19 protein-coding genes are annotated in these 19,279 nt (G+C 36.4%); 7 read left to right on the forward strand and 12 right to left on the reverse strand.

Going from position 1 to position 19,279, the window contains the following annotated elements:
• Positions 1-41 precede the first annotated feature (41 nt).
• The 4 genes from H4J50_RS01515 to tyrS all read right to left on the reverse strand — a co-directional run bounded on the left by H4J50_RS01515 (position 42) and on the right by tyrS (position 3,071).
• Positions 42-365, reverse strand: coding sequence for a ribonuclease E inhibitor RraB (locus H4J50_RS01515; protein WP_182253992.1), 324 nt, complete (start codon positions 363-365; stop codon positions 42-44).
• A 160-nt stretch (positions 366-525) separates the two neighbouring features.
• The gene (locus H4J50_RS01520) at positions 526-1,008 is read right to left on the reverse strand and encodes a hypothetical protein (RefSeq protein ID WP_182253994.1); all 483 of its coding nucleotides are present in this window, start codon (positions 1,006-1,008) and stop codon (positions 526-528) included.
• Between the two features lie 78 nt (positions 1,009-1,086).
• Positions 1,087-1,650: a DUF4136 domain-containing protein gene (locus H4J50_RS01525; RefSeq protein WP_182253996.1), complete on the reverse strand. Its 564-nt coding sequence runs from the start codon at positions 1,648-1,650 to the stop codon at positions 1,087-1,089.
• Between the two features lie 221 nt (positions 1,651-1,871).
• Entirely contained in the window at positions 1,872-3,071 is a 1,200-nt protein-coding gene (gene tyrS / locus H4J50_RS01530) for a tyrosine--tRNA ligase (RefSeq protein ID WP_182253998.1), read from the reverse strand.
• A 167-nt stretch (positions 3,072-3,238) separates the two neighbouring features.
• Between tyrS and H4J50_RS01535 the strand changes: the two genes are divergently transcribed.
• The 6 genes from H4J50_RS01535 to H4J50_RS01560 all read left to right on the forward strand — a co-directional run bounded on the left by H4J50_RS01535 (position 3,239) and on the right by H4J50_RS01560 (position 8,949).
• Positions 3,239-4,633 (forward strand): OapA family protein, encoded by a 1,395-nt coding sequence (locus tag H4J50_RS01535; protein WP_239059031.1) that lies wholly within the window; start codon positions 3,239-3,241, stop codon positions 4,631-4,633.
• Positions 4,634-4,649: 16 nt separating this feature from the next.
• A complete protein-coding gene (locus H4J50_RS01540; protein ID WP_182254000.1) occupies positions 4,650-5,801 on the forward strand; it encodes an anhydro-N-acetylmuramic acid kinase in 1,152 nt (383 codons plus the stop codon).
• A gap of 172 nt (positions 5,802-5,973) precedes the next feature.
• A complete protein-coding gene (locus tag H4J50_RS01545; protein WP_108457410.1) occupies positions 5,974-6,165 on the forward strand; it encodes a hypothetical protein in 192 nt (63 codons plus the stop codon).
• Between the two features lie 306 nt (positions 6,166-6,471).
• A complete protein-coding gene (locus H4J50_RS01550; protein WP_182254003.1) occupies positions 6,472-7,368 on the forward strand; it encodes a TIGR01777 family oxidoreductase in 897 nt (298 codons plus the stop codon).
• 22 nt (positions 7,369-7,390) lie between these two features.
• Complete coding sequence (locus tag H4J50_RS01555; RefSeq protein ID WP_182254005.1) at positions 7,391-7,786, forward strand: hypothetical protein; 396 nt, start codon at positions 7,391-7,393, stop codon at positions 7,784-7,786.
• Positions 7,787-8,757: 971 nt separating this feature from the next.
• A complete protein-coding gene (locus tag H4J50_RS01560) occupies positions 8,758-8,949 on the forward strand; it encodes a hypothetical protein (protein WP_154904223.1) in 192 nt (63 codons plus the stop codon).
• Between the two features lie 13 nt (positions 8,950-8,962).
• Here the strand turns inward: H4J50_RS01560 and H4J50_RS01565 are convergent, their stop codons facing one another.
• Both H4J50_RS01565 and H4J50_RS01570 read right to left on the reverse strand, forming a co-directional pair.
• Positions 8,963-9,601, reverse strand: coding sequence for a recombinase family protein (locus H4J50_RS01565; protein ID WP_370626178.1), 639 nt, complete (start codon positions 9,599-9,601; stop codon positions 8,963-8,965).
• A gap of 614 nt (positions 9,602-10,215) precedes the next feature.
• Positions 10,216-11,118, reverse strand: coding sequence for a LysR family transcriptional regulator (locus H4J50_RS01570; RefSeq protein ID WP_182254007.1), 903 nt, complete (start codon positions 11,116-11,118; stop codon positions 10,216-10,218).
• A gap of 138 nt (positions 11,119-11,256) precedes the next feature.
• Between H4J50_RS01570 and H4J50_RS01575 the strand changes: the two genes are divergently transcribed.
• Entirely contained in the window at positions 11,257-11,778 is a 522-nt protein-coding gene (locus H4J50_RS01575; RefSeq protein WP_182254009.1) for an NADPH-dependent FMN reductase, read from the forward strand.
• Between the two features lie 385 nt (positions 11,779-12,163).
• Here H4J50_RS01575 and H4J50_RS01580 read toward each other — a convergent pair whose 3' ends face one another.
• From H4J50_RS01580 to H4J50_RS01605, 6 genes are all read right to left on the reverse strand, one after another.
• Positions 12,164-12,439 (reverse strand): DUF2913 family protein, encoded by a 276-nt coding sequence (locus H4J50_RS01580; protein WP_182254011.1) that lies wholly within the window; start codon positions 12,437-12,439, stop codon positions 12,164-12,166.
• Between the two features lie 273 nt (positions 12,440-12,712).
• Positions 12,713-13,447 carry a Tn3 family transposase gene (locus tag H4J50_RS01585; protein ID WP_182254013.1) on the reverse strand — a complete coding sequence of 245 codons (735 nt, stop codon included), beginning with the start codon at positions 13,445-13,447 and terminating at the stop codon, positions 12,713-12,715.
• An 81-nt stretch (positions 13,448-13,528) separates the two neighbouring features.
• Positions 13,529-13,906, reverse strand: a complete 378-nt coding sequence (locus H4J50_RS01590; protein WP_182254015.1) for a hypothetical protein — start codon at positions 13,904-13,906, stop codon at positions 13,529-13,531.
• A 4-nt stretch (positions 13,907-13,910) separates the two neighbouring features.
• The gene (locus H4J50_RS01595) at positions 13,911-15,875 is read right to left on the reverse strand and encodes a hypothetical protein (protein ID WP_182254017.1); all 1,965 of its coding nucleotides are present in this window, start codon (positions 15,873-15,875) and stop codon (positions 13,911-13,913) included.
• Complete coding sequence (locus tag H4J50_RS01600; RefSeq protein ID WP_182254019.1) at positions 15,872-17,818, reverse strand: hypothetical protein; 1,947 nt, start codon at positions 17,816-17,818, stop codon at positions 15,872-15,874. Before H4J50_RS01600 ends, H4J50_RS01595 begins: the two co-directional genes overlap by 4 nt.
• On the reverse strand, positions 17,805-19,279 hold a 1,475-nt coding region (locus H4J50_RS01605; RefSeq protein ID WP_220466074.1), incomplete at its 5' end, for a site-specific integrase. The genes H4J50_RS01600 and H4J50_RS01605, both read right to left, overlap by 14 nt.

Here is a 19,279-nt window from a genome sequence, read left to right on the forward strand (position 1 = left end):
CTGACACAGAATATTGAACGCCCCCGAATAAAACGAGACTGTTAAGCCTCAATACCCCAACCATCGTTATAGCCATTGAACTTATTTGCTAGTAATTCAAATTCAGCTTCTTGTGCGACTATAGCTTCGTAACTTGGCATCATATTTACGGTGCAGTTTACATCCCAAACATTTGGCAGTTCGTCAGGCTCAATCGCTACCTGCATATCAGGTGCTTGTGCAGCTAAATGCTCAACCATAGCTTTAGCTTGTAGTTCTTGTTCAAATAACTGAAAAAACACTACTTTGTGCATTTCGCTTAGGTTAATACCTGCAGTTTGCATTTCAGCTAAAACTTGGCCTGTTTCGTCGTCGGGAAAGGTCATATTACTTACAATTTTAAAAAATCAATGCGTTATTATATACCCAAACTATTATAAACACGATAACCATACTGCTAAGATTTTTAGACGATGTTCACTCACCTATAGGCAATGAAATCTCTGTGTACGTGTTTATTTTCTTGCTTGATGGCAAAAAAAAACCTTATTTGACTATGCTAACTAAACTGCAAACATTTTGCTGACAAGCCAATTCATTTGGCGAACTTACGCTTGGGCAGTTATCCATTGTAATCGTATGTGTGGCTATTTTGTTAAGTTGCGATGCACCAATAACATTACTGGCGAGTTTGCAGCTAATATTTTTAAACTTAACGGTTACCACTTGGCATTGCGCTACGGTTACACATGTTAAGTTGTTTATTAGCGAACTTTTAAACGCTTGCATTATTTCGGCATCAGTTTGCTTGGCTACAATATTGGCATTTACTTCGCTAGTTTCGCCAGTATAGGTATCAAGGTTGTTACGTTGATGTGTTTTTTTCTGCTTTAGTTGAGTTTGTTGTGCTAATTCAACTTTAAGCACCTTAGTAGATTTTTCGTTTTCAGATAACAAATAGCCTAAGCCAAGTAAAATGACCATAAAGCAAATTAACGCAAAAAGTGTAATAGCTAACCATTTTGCCATTAGACAACCTCTCTTTTAGTATTTAGTATTTAGTATTTAGTATTTAGTATTTAGTATTTAGTATTTAGTATTTAGTATTTAGCTAATATTATTACCATGAGGATAATCGAGCAACATGGTTTTAACCGCATTAGTTATTTTGTTTTGTATTTCTTGGCTATTGTCTTGTGCTTTAAAACCTAAAATGTGAACACTGCGCCAGACCGACCGTTGACTTATGGGATCAATTATATCGAGCACTAAACTACCAGCGCTGAGTGTTTTCTCTATTTCTTTGCGCGAATTTCCCCCTGCATTTAAACAATAGCCGCAATATTTTACTTGCTGGTTGTAACGTTTAAATTCGCCCAAATCATTATTTAATAGATGATAAGCAATAACAATATCAGCATCTTTTGTGGCTTTATAACGAAAGCCATTTTCATCGAAACCCTGTTCAATCGCCAGTTCAATGTTATTTCGAATAGTACCTTTAATATTTTGTAAGTCACCAAAGGCAGAGTTGCGACCATAAGTGCTATAACTTTCAACCAGAGAAAAATCAAAACTATCACGATAAGACGTGGTAGCAACTTGCGAAACAGAACAAGATATCAGGGTGATAAGTAATGCTAAACAGCTAAGTAATCTACAATTTATCATAGTGGCTCAAACAAAAAACAATAACGCTAGGTTACCTAGCTATTGATAAATTACAACTATATGTAATTTATCAGCGCTTTATTAGTGATGAAGGCTGAGAGCTTTTATATCAGTAAATTGACAACCATTTATATGCTACATAGATTCAAAAACGGCGAATTCAGCGCATAAAAAAGCCAGTAACTTTACTGGCTCTTAACAAGTACCGCGTTTAATAGCTTTTATTTAACACTGACTTTAGCAAATTTACGTTTACCTACTTGGTAAATTGCCGATGTGCCAGCGCTTATAACTAGCTTATTATCCACAACTTTTTCGCCTTCAATTTTAGCAGCGCCTTGCTTTATCATTCGCATAGCTTCTGAGGTACTAGCAACTAAACCGGCATCTTTTAATAAGTTAGCGATAGCAATTTCACCATTGTCACTTACAACTTCAACTTCGGCTATATCGTCAGGCACGGCACCTTTTTGAAAACGGTTAATAAACTCTTGATGGGCAGCTTCTGCCCCGGCTTGGTCATGAAAGCGCTCAATTAACTCTTTAGCTAAGTCAATTTTTACATCTCGAGGGTTTGAACCAGCAGCAATGCTTTCTTTATAACCGTTAATTACGTCAAGCGGTTTAAAGCTTAATAGCTCGTAGTAACGCCACATTAAATCATCTGAAATAGACATGATTTTACCAAACATATCGTTTGGCGCATCAGTAATACCGATATAGTTATTGAGTGACTTCGACATTTTTTGCACACCGTCTAAGCCTTCAAGTAACGGCATCATTAAGACAGTTTGCGGACGTTGTCCTTCAGACTTTTGTAGCTCACGACCCATTAATAAATTAAATTTCTGGTCAGTTCCACCTAATTCAACATCGGCTTCTAGTGCAACAGAATCCCAACCTTGAACTAACGGATACATAAATTCATGAATGGCAATGGCTTGGCCGCCGTTGTAGCGCTTTTTAAAATCGTCTCGCTCCATCATACGTGCAACGGTTTGGCGTGACGCAAGTTTTAGCATGCCGGCAGCACCTAGTTTTTCCATCCACGTCGAATTAAAAGCAACAGTGGTTTTTGCTGGGTCTAAAATTTTAAACACTTGCTCTTTATAGGTTTCAGCGTTTGCTAACACATCTTCTCTCGTCAGCGGTTTACGCGTAACGTTTTTGCCGCTTGGGTCGCCAATCATGCCGGTAAAGTCACCGATTAAGAAAATAACTTCATGGCCTTGTTGCTGAAATTGGCGTAATTTGTTGATTAAAACAGTATGACCAAAATGCAAGTCTGGTGCTGTAGGATCAAAGCCCGCTTTGATTTTAAGTGGCTTACCTTTTTTAAGCTTTTCCAACAGTTCATCTTCTAACAGAATTTCTTCCGCACCGCGTTTTATTTCTTCAAACGCTTGGCTTACATCTGACATTTACTAGGCTCCAACAAAGGTGTTTTTTTTAAAATAAAAATAATTATTGCCGAATTCTACTGTAATTTTAACTGTGGTGAAAACCCTATCATTGTTTAGGATGATATTATTTTGTTATAGTAGACGATAGTTTTCGTATTAAAATTTCTTTTATAGGTCTTAGCTTTTTGAAAAATATAAAAAATTTATATTTTGCCTTACCAAAACAGCACCAAATAATTATTACGTCATGTGCTGCGATAGTGCTGATTTTATTCATGGTACCGTTAGAAAGTAGTAAGCAAGTATCGCCAACAAATAGTAATGGCGAATTTAAAGTAGGTGAACGTTATCAAGTTGCAATGCCTGAGCAAAGCAACGATGTAGAAGCTACTAGTAATATTCAACTGCCCGTTCCGCCGATTGAGGTATTAAAAATCAATCAAGGGCCTGCTCCTGATTTACCGAGTAATATTGAAGAAGATGCAGCTCAATTATCGTGGCAATCGGTTAAAGTTAGAAGTGGTGATTCATTAGCAAAAATATTCAAACGTAATGGCTTAAACGCGACTACAACGCATAACGTTATCACGGCAAAAGGTGAAGAAAGCGATTTACTGAAAAAGCTCAACGTTGGCGACATTATACGCATCGGTAAAGACACTGATGGTAACTTGGTGTCACTTGAATATCCGTTGTCAAAAAATGAAACTTTATTTGTTAATTTGCAAAACCAGCAGTATCACGCCTACAAAGAAAGCAAAACGGTAGAAATACGTGAAGCTATTGCACACGGCACCATTACATCAAACTTTTGGAATGCTGCTTCAACTGCAGGGTTAAATGATGGTCAGATTATCAGTTTGGCAAATGTATTTGGCTGGGATATAGATTTCGCAATGGATATTCGTGAAGGTGATAGCTTCAATGTAATTTACGAAAATCAATATGTTGAAGGTGATTTCATCGGTACTGGAAAAATAGTAGCCGCTGAGTTTATTAACCAAGGTGAATCTTTTACTGCCATTCGCTTTACCGACGACGAATACTATTCACCTAAAGGTAATAGCATGCGTAAAGCATTTTTACGTGCGCCAGTCAGTTTTCGCTATATTAGCTCAAACTTTAAACGTAAACGTTTCCACCCTATTCAAAAACGCTGGAAATCACATAACGGCACCGATTATTCGGCTAAAAAGGGTACGCCTGTTGTTGCGGCTGGTAATGGTAGAGTTACCCATTCAACCTACAATAAATACAATGGTAATTACGTATTTATTCAGCACGGAAATGGTATTGTGACTAAGTATTTGCACTTTTCTAAACGTGCAGTTAAAGCCGGTGAGCGGGTAAAACAAGGCCAAGTAATTGGTTATGTCGGCTCAACAGGTATGTCAGAAGCACCACATTTACATTATGAATTTTTACTGAATGGCGTGCACCGCAACCCTAGAACAGTAAAGCTACCAGATGCTAAACCTATTAGTAGTAAATTTAAGCAAAAGTTTGATGCGGTAGCGGCTCAACGCCTTGCCGAACTTTCAAGTTCACGACAAGTGATGCTGAGTACTCAATCTAATTAGAAAAGCGCGGATTAATATGAGTCATAACACAAGTAATAAAGTACGCTACATCGGCCTAATGTCAGGCACCAGTGCCGATGGTATTGATCTAGCGTTAGTTGAGTTTGACAATAACCAGTCTCAATACGCCAACGGTGCCAACTTACTGGCCAGTTATTATCAAGCTTATGATCATAATACTCAGCAAAATATAATGCGTTTATATAACGCCAGCGCTAATGAAATTGACCATGCTGGCAGTCTCAACATTGAGTTAGCACAACAGTTTTCACAAGCTATTTTAAAGTTTTTACAACAAGAAAATTTAACGGCTTCAGACATCACCGCCATAGGTTGTCATGGGCAAACTATTCGCCATCGCCCAGTTAAAAACGAGCAGATAACAACGCCTTTTACTTTGCAAATAGGTTGTTTACAAACCTTAGCGTTATTAACAGGTATTCGTGTGGTGGGCGACTTTAGAACCAAGGATATTGCCTTAGGCGGCCAAGGTGCACCATTAGTTCCTGCCTTTCATCAAGCCATATTTGGTTCTGCTGAAAAAGATGTGTTTGTGGTTAACATTGGCGGTATTGCTAATATTACTTTTCTCCCTGCCAACGCGCCGCATAAAACCACAGGTTTTGACACCGGGCCTGGTAATGCGTTAATGGATTATTGGTTTTCTCAACATCAATCAGGCCGATTTGACACTAAAGGCCAATGGGCTAATTCAGGTACGATTTGTCCTGATTTATTACAAGCAATGTTAAGCGATAGTTACTTCACTCAACCTGCACCTAAAAGTACTGGTCGAGAGTATTTTAACGCACAATGGTTAGCCGAATTTACCGATAAAAGCACACTAACACCTGCTGATATTCAAGCAACATTAACGGCATTAACCGCTGACAGTATTGCACAAGAAATCACTAAACTAAGTACGAAATCTGACGTATACATTTGTGGTGGTGGCATTGAGAATCACTACTTGGTTTCACTTTTAAATCATAAGCTTACCAACCATTCAATAGTGAATACTCATACAAAAAACATTAATAGTGATTCACTTGAGGCAATGGCATTTGCCTGGTTGGCCTTAGCATTTGATAAAAATATTTTCGGCAACATTCCAGCAGTAACAGGGGCTAGCAAGTCGACTGTTTTAGGGATCAGTACCAAGCCTTAAAAATAACTAGATCTGAATATTTTTCTCTTTATAATAAAACGTTCCCGTCGAAAAAGAAGCACGTTAGCTGTAGAATATTTGAACTATTTTCAGAATAGATATTCCAAGTAATAACAGAGTTTGCTTAATCGAAAGCACGGTTCGATTTTCGACAATAAACGAGGAGGAAACGATGGAATTTAACGATATACATATTGGTATGAAATGCGGCAGTAAAAAAGGTAGCGGCACGGTCACTTGGATCGATGGTTCAACTCGCACTATTTACATGGCAAATACTGATAGTAACAACAGTTTTGAAGTCGACTTTGAAGAGATTCTTGAAGATCCTCAAGCGCACAACAAAGAAGATACTTACTACTAAGTTTTCTATTCGGCTTAGATAGTAATGAAAAGCTCCTCAGGGAGCTTTTTTATTGCCAACTTTTTATTCATTTCAATATTCGCCTGCTATAGTTTATTGATAACGTACAACACTGTATGTGATCTATAAATTAACATTGTCGGTATAACTAATATCCTCACTTACTAATATCGTTATTGGCTAATACCTTTGGATAGTCGTTTAATATCTCGGCAAAGCTCCAACTAAACACGCACCAATATTTATCTCTGGGTAAAGGAAGTATGACGAGTGACAAATTAGATCTTATACAAATAAGGAGCAATAATGAACATTTTAATTACGGGTGGTAGTGGCCTAATTGGGCAAGCACTGATCCAACATTTAAATACTGAACGCATTATTGTGCTAACGCGAAGTACTGATAAAACAGCAAAATTATTGCCTGATAATATTGAATTAGTCACAACGCTTGACGATGTAAACTTTAATGATCTTGATGTAGTGGTAAATTTAGCTGGTGAAGCTATTGTTGATAAAAGATGGACAAGCAAACAAAAGGATATTATTTGCCAGAGCCGTTGGCAAATAACTCAAAGCTTGGTTGATAAAGTTCAACAAGCGATCAAACCACCTCACAGCTTTATTTCAGGCAGCGCGATTGGTTTTTATGGTCGACAAGGGGCTTTATCAATCGATGAGAGCTATCAAGATATACATGAGGAGTTTAGTCATCATGTATGTCAGAAGTGGGAAGCTATAGCACAGCAGGCTCAATCAGAGGCAACACGTGTTTGCTTAATAAGAACCGGGATAGTTTTAGCCAACAGCGGCGGCGCTTTACAAAAAATGTTGCCGCCATTTGCACTCGGTCTAGGTGGTCCCATTGCTAGTGGCGAGCAGTTTATGTCATGGATACATATTGATGACATGGTGGCGGTTCTATTAGCCGCTATCTACCAAACTGATATTTCTGGACCGATTAACGCGACAGCGCCTTTGCCAGTTACTAATCAAGAATTTTCAAAAACCTTAAGCAAAGTGCTTAACCGACCTTGTATATTTAGAGTTCCTGCTTTTGTATTAAAAATATTAATGGGAGAGTCAGCAGATTTAGTGTTGTATGGCCAAAATGTTTTGCCCGCGAAATTGCTTAATCATCAGTTTAAATTTCAATATCCAACTTTACAGTCAGCCTTAAAACAGCTATTAATTAAGCCATAGATACTAAACCTTAGGTAATCACTTGAAAGCAGAGTTTCTTCCTCACGGAAAATGCAGTTTTGCTGTAGAAGATAACATTATTTCCATAGATGCCACGGGCCCATGGAATTTAGAGTTCTTTAAAAAAATGCACGCCGATCTAACAAGCATTATTATAAACGATGTAGATTACCAAAACTTTGCAGTTTTACTTATATTGAGAGGCCTACCATTAGCAACAAAAAACGCTTTAGACTATCATGTAAAATTTGTTAGTACTGGACAAACTAAAGCATTGGCAATCTATTCTAGCTTGAGTGAATCGCCAGCTATAGCCGAAAATATTTTTCAAAAAGCTTATTATCAAGCAGGACTAAAAAGCAAAAGCTTTGATTCTCCTGATGCAGCAAAAAAATGGTTAACAAGCCAATTAACCTAGTTTTATGAATAGACTAACTTACCGCTATGTTGCTTTTTCCTCTTTAACACTAAAGGGTTTTTGCTAACTTATTATTTACGGTTAATAAACATAAACCAAAGAGAATAATGAACTAATAAAATCAAAAAAGGTGAGCACAAGCTCACCTTTTTTACATTCTATGTTTAACTTTACAGCTATTAATTAACTAAAAAGGTAATCACCCAAAAAAAGTGTAAACTTAGTGTGTGTGTGTGACAAGCTATCTCCAAGGGTATATTTTATCGGAGTATGAAAATCAATGTATTATATTTTAATACATTAAAAGCATTTTTCTTATAAAAAAATAAACTCTGTAAATTTAATACTATAAAATAGTATTATTCTTTACACTTTTCAAAATTCACTAAGAGTAAACCTACCCAAAAGTCAGGCGTTAAAAAATTAAAACGTACTCAAAACATTAAAGTAACATCATGATTCTCATAATAATACAGCTGCATATTGAAACATTAAAATGAATAGAATTAGCATCTCATTATGGCACCTATAGCAAATGAATCAATGCCTGAACGACTGAAGAAACCTTATCATATTCCCCAAATATTAAAACGACTATTTTTGTTTTTATAGAGTACCTTACAAAAAGCAATAACTGACGACATTACTGTAGAGGGTCTATCATTAGTAACAGTAAGAAAATCTGTAAATTTTCTTAATTATCATTCTGCCTTTATTAATCTATTTATAGGTTTTGTAGCCGTTCCTTTCTAGGCTAACTCGTGCAATTTAGCACTTGCCATACACTAGTATTTATCGCTTAATAACAGTATGTTGTTAAGCTGATGCTCTTCCAATAGAAGATTTTCACTTCTTAAATCAGTGTCCGTGTCGGGAGTAAAAAACTATTAATTCGGACTCGTAATAGTTTAACTGATTCAAGCTATTACTCACCGTTACTGTAACGTTGAGTATATTTTAGAGGTATATGTATGGATGATAGTTTTGTAAAAGATTTGGATTCGTCTTTAGAAGTATTTAACACTTATTTTCCGAATGACAGAGATGATATAGTCATACTGCGTGGTCATCAAATAGCGGAAACAATGCTTTATAGTTTTATTCGTAAAACAGTTTCTAATCCGAAGCATATTGGGGTTTTGTGCCCATCCCCTCGAAATTAACCTTAGGTGATATTTAGAGTTTCAGATTATTTAATTTTAGTCTTTTCGAAACTTTAGAAATTGTTGAGCGAGAACAACCTAAAATGTTCTGAATATAGTCATAGGATTTTTTATCCGACAACATGCCTTCAACCTTTTGTTGTAATTCTATATCTATTGGTCGTCCACGATATCGACCTTCGGACCTAGCTTTAAGAATACCTTCTTTTTGTCGTCGTCTTCGATCTTCATAGTCCTTTCTTGCAATAGCTGCAAGCATGTCGAGCATCAAGTCATTTATAGCTGACAACATTCTTCCTGTGAATTCATCATTTACTACTGCAAATTGGTGACTTGTAGGTAAATCTAATGATACCACTTTTAAACCTTTTTCTTTTATGATGGATTTGAGCGAGTCCCAATCGTCATCTTTTAATCTAGATATCCGATCTATTTGTTCGACAAGTACTACATCACCTTTCTGGGCTATTTCTAGTAATCTAAATAATTCAGGTCTTTGAAGCGTGGCTCCAGATTCGTTTTCTGCAAAGAACGCAGAGATTAACAAATCATGATCGTTTGCAAATCGTAACAATGCGCTTTTTGCACGTTCCGCATCTTGCTCTTTGGTTGAGGCTCTTAAATATGCGTAAGTTCGAAAATTGATCAACAAGGAGATAGTCCATTTTACATAGTCTTATTATTATAGTCCATTATACATAGTTTCCGACATTTAATGGACTATTATAATACTTGACTTTAAACGGTCTCTTTGAAGTATACCCAAAATAAACCAAAAATTCCTTATTAATGATTATCAGAAATAGTTGTATTAGGTACACCATTTCAAGAAAGGCAGTTCTATTGCATTCTCGGATTTTGAACTAAGCGAATTACTATGTGATTTCTATCTCGCTTTCGTCCCTTTTGCGAAATAGACCTAATCGTCACTATTACAATTACCACATTGCGGACGTTTTTATGAATGAAAAATCGACTTGAAAACAGTCAGCAAAGATACGAAACCCGACATTAGATTTGGCTTAACTAGCGACAAGTGATCCGACATAGCGGACATTACTGGTAAGTCGTTTTCACCCCATAGCGCCCTAGAAACTTAAAAAATGTGCTCACGATTATGCATGCTTTTGGGAATTAGCAAGTGGTAAGCCTTAAGGCAGACGCATCACATCAAGCTGAAGAGGGATATGAGTGTTTTTATGTAAAATGGCATTCGATGTATACCCAATGAAAGTAAGAAAAAACAGTGTTAAACTGGCTATTATTCTAATCACCAAGCTCTTCCATGACAAAATCGATGAAACTTCGTACCTTTGCCGACATATGCTTTCTACTGGGGTAGACCATATAAACTCCTATCGAAGGCTTAGCCCAATCAGAGAAAACCTCGACTAATGTTCCTGTTTCAAGCTCATCTTTTAACGCAAAGCGAGGCACTCGAAATATACCTTGATCAGCGACACCTAAGTCTATTTCTAATGTGGAATTATTGGTGAGCACGTGGCTTTCAACGTGCACCTGAATTGAATCTCCATTATGATCTTGAAATAGCCAAATATTGGGTTGTTTCAAATTGCTATAACTGATTATTTTATGCCGATCTAAATCGTACGGGTGTTGTGGTACACCATGTTTAGCTAGGTAACCCGGTGAAGCCAATACGAGGGCTTCTGATTGAGTGATTTTTCTACTGATCAAACTAGAGTCTTCGAGGTGAATAGCGGCTCTAATTACCACATCAAACCCATCGGATATAAGATCGATCTTTCTATCATTAAGGTCTAAATCTAGTTGGATTTTTGGGTGTTTTTCAGTAAATTTACTTAGTATAGGGCTGATATTAGACAAACCATAAGAGATAGGGCAACTGATTCGAAGCACTCCATGGGGCTCTCCCTGCTTGCCGATGATGGCGTTTTCAGCTTGCTCTGCATCTTCAATTATTTGTTGGCACCGTTGAAAATAAAGTTCGCCTTCCGGCGTCAAGCTCAGCGATCGAGTTGTTCTATGTAAGAGGCGAACACCTAAACGAGCTTCTAGCTTATTCACTTCTTTACTGATGTATGACGTAGAGTGCCCACTAATGTCAGCAGCCTGAGTAAAACTGCCCGCTTTTACAACATGAACAAAAATCACTATACCATCAAGAAATTTACTTTTAATTGCCATGACGTCTCCTTTTTAACCAAGTATTTACTGTCATTACAGGTCATTTGGAAATAATCAGTCCACAGTTAGAGGATTAATTAATAAATGGGATTGATTTAAAGTGTACCCAACCACTGAGACAAAAGATAGGAAGTTATTATGAAAGTACTCGCATTCGCAGCAACAAGCAGTAAGAATTCCATAAATAAGCACTTAGCCAACTACGCAGCAAAACAAATTGAAGGCGCACAGGTAGAGCTTCTAGATATAAATGACTATGAAATGCCACTGTTTAGTGAAGATCGTGAAAAAGAGCTAGGTCAACCAGAACTTGCAAAAGCTTTCTATCAAAAGCTTGGAGAAGCAGATGTTATCGTTATCTCTTTTGCAGAGCACAATGGTTCCTATACCGCAGCGTACAAGAACCTTTTTGATTGGACATCTCGCATCAATATGCAAATGTTCCAAAACAAACCTGTCATCATGTTGGCAACTTCACCGGGCCCGGGCGGAGCTGGAACTGTACTGGCCGCAGCACAAGGTTCGGCACCTTATTTTGCAGCAGATGTGAAAGGGGCTATTTCAGTACCAAGCTTTTACGATAATTTTGATACAGATAATGGCCAATTAACCAATAAAGATTTGATTGATAAGATACTGAGCGCAATTTCTCTTCTGTAGTGACTTAGTAAAACTTGCCAGAGGCTTGAAACGTTTTAAGAGGTGAAAGTGCCTTAACGTTATACATGAATGCTGAAACCTTTACGCTCGCTCTTGGGAGAAAGCGAGCGTAAACAACTCAAAAAGGCCAACTCGCTTTGTGCCCCTTAGCGTGCCAGAACACCAACTTATTTAACGTTCGCTTCAGGCTCTGAACTGCCCTTAATAGCTTAAAAACTAATGTCGGCTATTGGCTAACACTTGACCTAAAGAATAGCCGACAGCTAACGTCAACAAAGCGCACATTAAAGGGCACATTTTTGACATGAGGTGATCGTTAATGAATTTTAATAATTAAAATATTCTTGGAATGATTGCTAAGGGCAGTAGATGGCGGTCAGGGAACTTATAAGTCGGGTGCGTTATAGACATCAAACGCACGTTTTTTTATCTCAAGTAATTCTAGCTCTAATTTTTTATCTTTTTGACGTCCCACCCGTAGCATAAGCTGAATATTCTTTTTTTGGTCGTTATATGCGGCTAACTTCAATTTAGGTTTTAAAAACTTAACCAGTATTGCATTTCTAGCGGTAGCAGAAGTGTAACCATCATTTGACTGAACAGTGAAGTAGAGATGTAATAAAGCCTCAAAACAAAGGTTTAGGAGATTATCGTAGTACATATATAGCCATTAAATGATGTAGTTTCTGCATAATACTATTTTTGGTGATTTTTGCCACTTTGTTAGTGTTACGCTATCGTCAATAAATGCCACTTTGAAGTCTTTAACGCTTGATGAATATAAGCGAAAATTTTGCAACCACTTGGGTTCTTTTAGCTGATGAATTTGGCCCTCTTTATGACAATTAAGTTTTTACAGTCACGGTCTACGATAGGTACACCTTATTAATACTTTCTGGGAGAGCCTATATTTACTACCACATAGTTTGTTTGTTCAATCGACACTACCAAGTGTCTCAATACCATTTAGTAAACCGATTAAATCAATTTCCTTACGGTCTTTATTAAAGGCATATTCTCCATTCAAGTTTATATGCTGCCAAGCGACAGGTGATAACCTTGAAATAATATCAACCACATCTTGTCTGCCGTTCTTTTCTTGAATTTGTAAAAATGCCGATAATAATGCGGAATTATAATAAATAATACAGTTTGAAATAAGCCGAGCACAGTCGTTCCATTGCGATACTTGGTAATCATTGCCCCCACGAAACTTATTACCATTAACGGAAGTAATCGCCCGTTTTAATTGATGGTATGCTTCACCTCTGTTCAAGGCTTGTTGAACATAATGGCGCAGCGTGGAGTTATCAACGTACTCCAAAACATAAATTGATTTTATTAATCGGTCATATTCCTGAAGAGCAGACAAGATGCGACTCTTACCGTTACTCAACTTTCCAATAATAGTACTTTGCGTGGTAGTCTTTCGGCTTAATGAGCACACTATACGTTGAATTTCGTCCCACTCTTCAGCGATTAATTTATGATTTATTTCTTTTATCAATTGAATGCGACCTCCATCTTCTTCAGACACTTCAAATAAATTAAAAAATATTTTTTTCATTTTTGCGTATCGAGGGGCGAAGGTATAACCAAAAAAGTCCAAAATAGCGAAGTTTACATTGTTGGTACCATGCGTACTGAAAAAAACAGGACATACGGACATGTTAATTTGTAATGATATCAGTTAGATATTGATTTACATTTTGTCTGTATATCAACAAAAAATACGGACAAATATCGATTGTTATGCCCGTATATTGTGGACATTATTTTTGCCTACTTCATTTGAAAGTAGTTTTTCTAAATCAGACAGCCGCTTTACTAGCATTAGCTCTCGGTTTAGTGATTGCTGATATAGACTTTTATAATGATCTTTTTCTGACTTTAGTTTATCTAAGTAACCTTTAGAGTCGTCTTCGGGCTTACTTTGAATACTTGCAGCTAATTCAATTTCTTCGATAAGACTTGCAAATTGAGGTCGTGATTTTTTGATTGAGCTTCGTTTACGGCCAGCTTCCAATGCAACTGTATCTTTAGATATACGAGTTCCTTTGGGTAAAACAACCGGTGTATTGTTTTTTAATCGCTCTAAAGCAGACAAATAGTTATCTACGGCTCCCATTAAATCATCCTCTTTTAACCATTTTATTTTGTTGTAACAACAATGCTTCTAGTTCCATTTTTTCAGTTCTATATTCAATACTATTTTTCTCGAGCGATGCTACAAAGTTACGTTGATAATTTATTACGTTTTGTACTTTTGATGGTTTTAAAACCGCATCAGTACATTTAATACAAGCAGATATATTACCAAGTAACTTTTGATTACAAGGGGAAGTCGTAGTACATGCCCCTAATGCTGTCTCTTTATAAGCCAACTCACCATTTTTGAACTTTTTAACAATATCACCTCGATTCATGAGGATTTTTACTTTTTGCTGTGCATTCTTTGGTTTGTTAAACCGCTCAATATGATTGCCATGACTCCCATGTAAATCCTCTTCAGAAAACAATAATTCTAATACGTATGCAAGCGTATCTACTTCTGGTTTGCTTCTATCGTATTCTTTGTGGAAATGTTCATTGGTATCAAATAGTTCACTGTATTCGTTTCCATGAGCATAATATAAGGACATTTCACGAGTGATATGCTTGAGTTGTCGTTTTAATGTTGATAGTTTTACTAGTCCACTTTGACGACAGTAATAAGCAAGGGTTCGCCTAAATTGGTGCGAAGAAAAAGACCACCTTTCTCCAATTTTAAATTGATCTTCCATTCTCCATGCTCGAGAGCAATCAATTATTTCAAGGAAGTTCAGATCTTCATTGTTAATTTCTATTTCTTTAATATTAATAAAGCGCCACAACGTTGAGCTTGTATGGTTGTGTGGTAAACAAGCTGTTGAACTTCTTTTTGCCCCAACAAAACCTAAATAGCTTGGAGATGGAAATAGAATAAGCTCTTCGGCAGAGAAATCTTGATCGTGGGTTACAAGTTTTGCGATAGATTGTAGTACTTCAACAATAGTTTCACTTTCTTTTGATGTGATCCATGCGGTTGTTTTTCGTTGACCGACAAGCTTACTTGTTTTTCCTAACAGTCGAACTATATTCCCATGTTTTGATTTTTCTATAGATAAGCAATTCAACATTAAGCTCAGTAACTCACTATACCTCATACCTGAATAAGCATGTAGTAAATATCTTCCTGCATCTTGGATTGCTAGGATATAGCCATGAATATTTGTAAGACTCTTAATCCCTAATTTATCAACCTCACTGGTTAAACCATGAAATTCAACAGCTTCTGAGAAGTTGAGCTCAATACCATATTTTTCAATGTTTTTAGGTTTTTGCCTTCGTCCATATATTTTGTTCTCAACACATTTTTCGATGAGTGATATAAGAGGCGCTTGTATTTTTTTAAAGGAAAATATCAATGACCAAAGCTCAGATAAAAAACCGCTAAATATACGTGGAGGTATAACAGGGTGTTGCTTATGTTCTGGAATAGTCTCTCGTAGCGCTCGAATATCAGTGATAACCTTTAAACCCAATGTAGGAATACCTGTTTGCTTTTCACCTAGTTCGAATAAATGTCCCAAAAGAGCAATAAAGTAAGTCAATAAACTACCAGTATTAATCTTAGACTTTATAAATTTAGTAACATTTTGTTTTGATGCTAAAACCTCAGTAACAGTTAAGCTTTCTTCACTTGCGTAATGACATAGTTTCTTAATCACTTTGTGGTAATTATATAAAGTCCCAACGGTGAGAGCTCCCGCTCGTCCCGTTGAAACAAGATATATCATTATGAAAGTTAGCCATTTTGCTTCGTCTACCGTTTGATATGGAAGGTTATTCCAATACAATTTTGTATCTTGTGAGGCCGCTGTTCGGTATGGAGTTAAATCCCAATAAGTAGCGTCACCATAGGTTGATAGCACTACTCCGTCAGTATTTCGTGAGATAACGAAAGTTTGAGAGGGACAAGTTATATTTTTAGAGTTAAGTTGGAAACTGTCAGGTTTAGTTTGGTCAACCGCCGTTTCAAATCTAGATTCGTAAAGTAATTGATAAGACTCATTCATTTAATGAGCTCCAGATTAATGAGTAACTGGTATTTCCTGTCCCAATATGGAGAAAGCATTTCTTGCTCTGACACTTCCGAGCATATTCTATCAACAAGAAGTTTTAATTTTTTATTCTGGGTTCTAAGTGACATTAATATTTCATCTATACGAGTAAGCATTTTACCAAAGTAGTTTTCAAAATGTGTTTCATTGCTTGCCAGTTGACGAGACTCAACAGAGATATAACGGAAGCTAACTAGCTTTCTAATGTCTTCTTCATCTGCAACAATCCTATAGTGGGAACAATTTAAACAACCATGTGGGGTTGAACAGTCAGGTAAAACATTACTTATAGAATCAATGACCTTTGGAACTTGGAATTGTTGGCACTGACCTATAGGAACTGAGGTATACTGCGATTTTTTAGCGTTAGAAGTATTAAATTGAATGGTGGAAAGGCTATCGTAAAATTTTGACATTTCGTTTGCGCTTTCAATTTCAGACCCTGTTGTGTAATGTTTTAGCACTGTACGCTCGCTATTTTGTAACATCATTGCCGTGGTTTTAGGATCTGTATTGGTGATTAACCAATCGGCTTTGTGAGCTCTCCATTCTCGTGCGGTTATCGTTGGTATGTTGATGCCAATATTATTCCTTAATTTTTGATTGAAATTGGTAGTAAAACCCTTTGATAATGGCTTGTGATTGATAATTGAAGCATCAAAACCAAAAAATAATTGGGTACTATCTTCTACAAGTAAATATTTTCGAAGTTTTAAATACTTTTTAAAGAGTGGTAAAAATGAACTGGTGACGATGAAGTGCTGTGATTTGTTTCCAGCCCTGAGTTTGATTGCGCGATAACCTTGATGTTCTTTGCCAACTTTATAATCGTTAGACCAATTAAGTGTTATCATTTGTGCTAAATTCATTGCGGTATTCGATATGAATAACATGGTAAAAGCGTCACTTGCAAGTGAAGCTAGGCGTCTACGATAATAGTTATTATTGTCCGAATTTGCCTCAACTAGCGCTTTTTGAGATGCCTTCATAATGTACCTAGAGGCATCTCTTTTTTGTTTTTTATCTCCATTGTAATATTTCTCCATATTTTCTACTTTGGATAAACAACCGTTTTCATAATCCCACGACCAAAAACCTCTAGTCCATTCATTACGTACTTTTAATTTTGCTGTAGTGGCCATTGGACGAGTTGTTGGAAATACCCACAGAGTTTCTTCAGGCAAAGTTAATTGAAACGGGTACTTTTCAAAGCTAAGAACAAAGTCAGTTATTTGATTAAATAGGCTTAAATATAGTTCAATAGACTGATGGACCTTTGAATGACCAGGAACTGGAGTTGCTACTGTTGCGGCTCCACTCTTTCTGATAAGACGAAGCCCCGCACTAATGACTCCTTCATCGTCATCAAAAATGAATTTTAATATTTCAATGATATGATTTTGATAACGAGCTGCGGTATTTATGTTGAGTTGACTACTTCGTGTTAAATGAAAAAGAGTAAGGATATATTCAGCCAAGCTTTTCCTTGCTGTCATGATTGTGTTCAATACATCTTCTTGCTGGTTAGAATCACACCAAACTAAAAATTGATTAAAGCTACTAGTATATCGATGAAGGGTTTTTGGCGTTATGCCTGTGCTATATCGACTATGCAAATATTCCACAAAGGCTTTTATAGCGTTAATACGACTCTTTTTGAATGAACTAGCATCAACTAAGCTTGTAGCATAGTCTGCATGATTTGAATTGGCATGTTTTGATTTTCTCCTGGTAAAACACCAGGAGCCAACATCTAAATTTTTGACTTGCCAAGGCACTTTTATTTGTAACTGTGAATAATCAACTGGATAAATATTGTCATCAAAATTAAGGGGGATATTTTCAAGTTCATATACAATGGTTTTTCGTTCTGTCCATCGAGTATTAATTTCCTTCATAATCATCACTCACTTGCATAAGGTGTTTTTCAAACTCAGATTGAACAGTAAGTGCAATTGAAAAGTCCTTTCGATAGGTCAGATACCGCTCAGTTGTAGTAATACTTGAATGACCTAGTCTTTTTTGAACGATCATTAGGGCTGACCACAAAGCATCCCCACTCAGTAACTCTCTTCCCATAGTTGAATTATGATTTGTAGATTTAATTTTATCTTCGAGCAAGTTCATACCAAAAGTGGCTCTGAGATCATGAAATCTAATGCTAAATATGTGGCCTTTGCTAGTGAGCTCAGGTATAAGTTGCTGTCGTATAAATGCGTTAACAGATATTCCTCGAGGAGGATGACGATAAAGGGTTAAGAATGGATCTGAATTTGCCATATAATAAGGTCGTCCGCCTTTAGTTAAAAATGCATATTGATAATTCTCAGATTCATAAACTAGCCTAGATAATTGATTCCTTGTTTTGGCACGCTTTGAGCCAAGATATAACTGAATACGCCTATATAGCCACGCTGGTATATGCAGAACGATATTTTTTCCGTACTTCGTATCAATTAAGGTACCGTTTCCAGTATTTATTTTTACGACTTTTAAGGTATCAGGAATTTCAGCCTCAAAATGGCAATGTCTTAATGTGAAAACTGTTTGAAGCCTGGCACCGGTTGTTAAGGCAAACATAAATGATAAAGTCATTTCTGAATTGCCAATGTTTCTTAATGCCTCAACTAATTGGTATTGCTCAGTTGTAGCAAGTGGTCTTAGTTTTCCACCGTCTTGTATGTACTCTTCATAATCAGAGTTATTGTTCGTTTGCTTAAAAGATAAATCCGTGGATATTTGTTTTTTACTGAGTGAAAAGCCTTTATGATCTTTAAAGTTAATAAAAACTTCTTTCTCTCTCCACAATGGATAATCAAATGTTACTCCTGCACAGGTTTTTAGCCATCGGTAGAATGTTTGTACTGTACCCATTCTGCGTTTAGCTGTACTCGATTTTATTTCACCATTTCTTATTAACTCATGAAGGTAGGCACAGAATCGATAGGTTGGTCTTGCCATTATTCGTTTAGGGACGGATAAATAGTCAACTTCTTCAGTATCTAACCATCTTTTAAACATAACTAAATCAACAGATTTAGATTCTAATGTTTTTGGAGAAACACGTTTAACCGATTTTAAACTATCCAGCAAAAATAAATTGGCCTGCTCCCAAAGGCTTCCGTCTGAATTAAGTATCATCGGAAAATGATTGTAATGATCTAAATGAAAGTCATCATTTTGCTGAATTTGATACTTATATTTTTCTTTAGTTTTAGGGCAGGTATTAGAAATTAAGTCACCATCGACAACGAAACTAGTAGGTTCAAATAATTTTAAGTGAGTTATAACTTCAAACTTAGCTTTAGACATTTGGTTATCTATTTTAAATATGAATAATGATTTATATAAATCTAAAG

It is taken from the genome of Colwellia sp. 6M3 (assembly GCF_014077595.1).
In the GTDB taxonomy this organism is placed as follows: domain Bacteria; phylum Pseudomonadota; class Gammaproteobacteria; order Enterobacterales; family Alteromonadaceae; genus Cognaticolwellia.

Excerpts from the sequence above, each read along its gene's own strand:
- H4J50_RS01515 (WP_182253992.1), bottom strand. The coding sequence starts at position 365 with ATGACCTTTCCCGACGACGAAACAGGCCAAGTTTTAGCTGAAATGCAA.
- H4J50_RS01520 (WP_182253994.1), bottom strand. The coding sequence starts at position 1,008 with ATGGCAAAATGGTTAGCTATTACACTTTTTGCGTTAATTTGCTTTATG.
- H4J50_RS01525 (WP_182253996.1), bottom strand. The coding sequence starts at position 1,650 with ATGATAAATTGTAGATTACTTAGCTGTTTAGCATTACTTATCACCCTG.
- tyrS (WP_182253998.1), bottom strand. The coding sequence starts at position 3,071 with ATGTCAGATGTAAGCCAAGCGTTTGAAGAAATAAAACGCGGTGCGGAA.
- H4J50_RS01540 (WP_182254000.1), top strand. The coding sequence starts at position 4,650 with ATGAGTCATAACACAAGTAATAAAGTACGCTACATCGGCCTAATGTCA.
- H4J50_RS01545 (WP_108457410.1), top strand. The coding sequence starts at position 5,974 with ATGGAATTTAACGATATACATATTGGTATGAAATGCGGCAGTAAAAAA.
- H4J50_RS01550 (WP_182254003.1), top strand. The coding sequence starts at position 6,472 with ATGAACATTTTAATTACGGGTGGTAGTGGCCTAATTGGGCAAGCACTG.
- H4J50_RS01560 (WP_154904223.1), top strand. The coding sequence starts at position 8,758 with ATGGATGATAGTTTTGTAAAAGATTTGGATTCGTCTTTAGAAGTATTT.
- H4J50_RS01570 (WP_182254007.1), bottom strand. The coding sequence starts at position 11,118 with ATGGCAATTAAAAGTAAATTTCTTGATGGTATAGTGATTTTTGTTCAT.
- H4J50_RS01575 (WP_182254009.1), top strand. The coding sequence starts at position 11,257 with ATGAAAGTACTCGCATTCGCAGCAACAAGCAGTAAGAATTCCATAAAT.
- H4J50_RS01580 (WP_182254011.1), bottom strand. The coding sequence starts at position 12,439 with ATGTACTACGATAATCTCCTAAACCTTTGTTTTGAGGCTTTATTACAT.
- H4J50_RS01585 (WP_182254013.1), bottom strand. The coding sequence starts at position 13,447 with ATGTCCGTATGTCCTGTTTTTTTCAGTACGCATGGTACCAACAATGTA.
- H4J50_RS01590 (WP_182254015.1), bottom strand. The coding sequence starts at position 13,906 with ATGGGAGCCGTAGATAACTATTTGTCTGCTTTAGAGCGATTAAAAAAC.
- H4J50_RS01595 (WP_182254017.1), bottom strand. The coding sequence starts at position 15,875 with ATGAATGAGTCTTATCAATTACTTTACGAATCTAGATTTGAAACGGCG.
- H4J50_RS01600 (WP_182254019.1), bottom strand. The coding sequence starts at position 17,818 with ATGAAGGAAATTAATACTCGATGGACAGAACGAAAAACCATTGTATAT.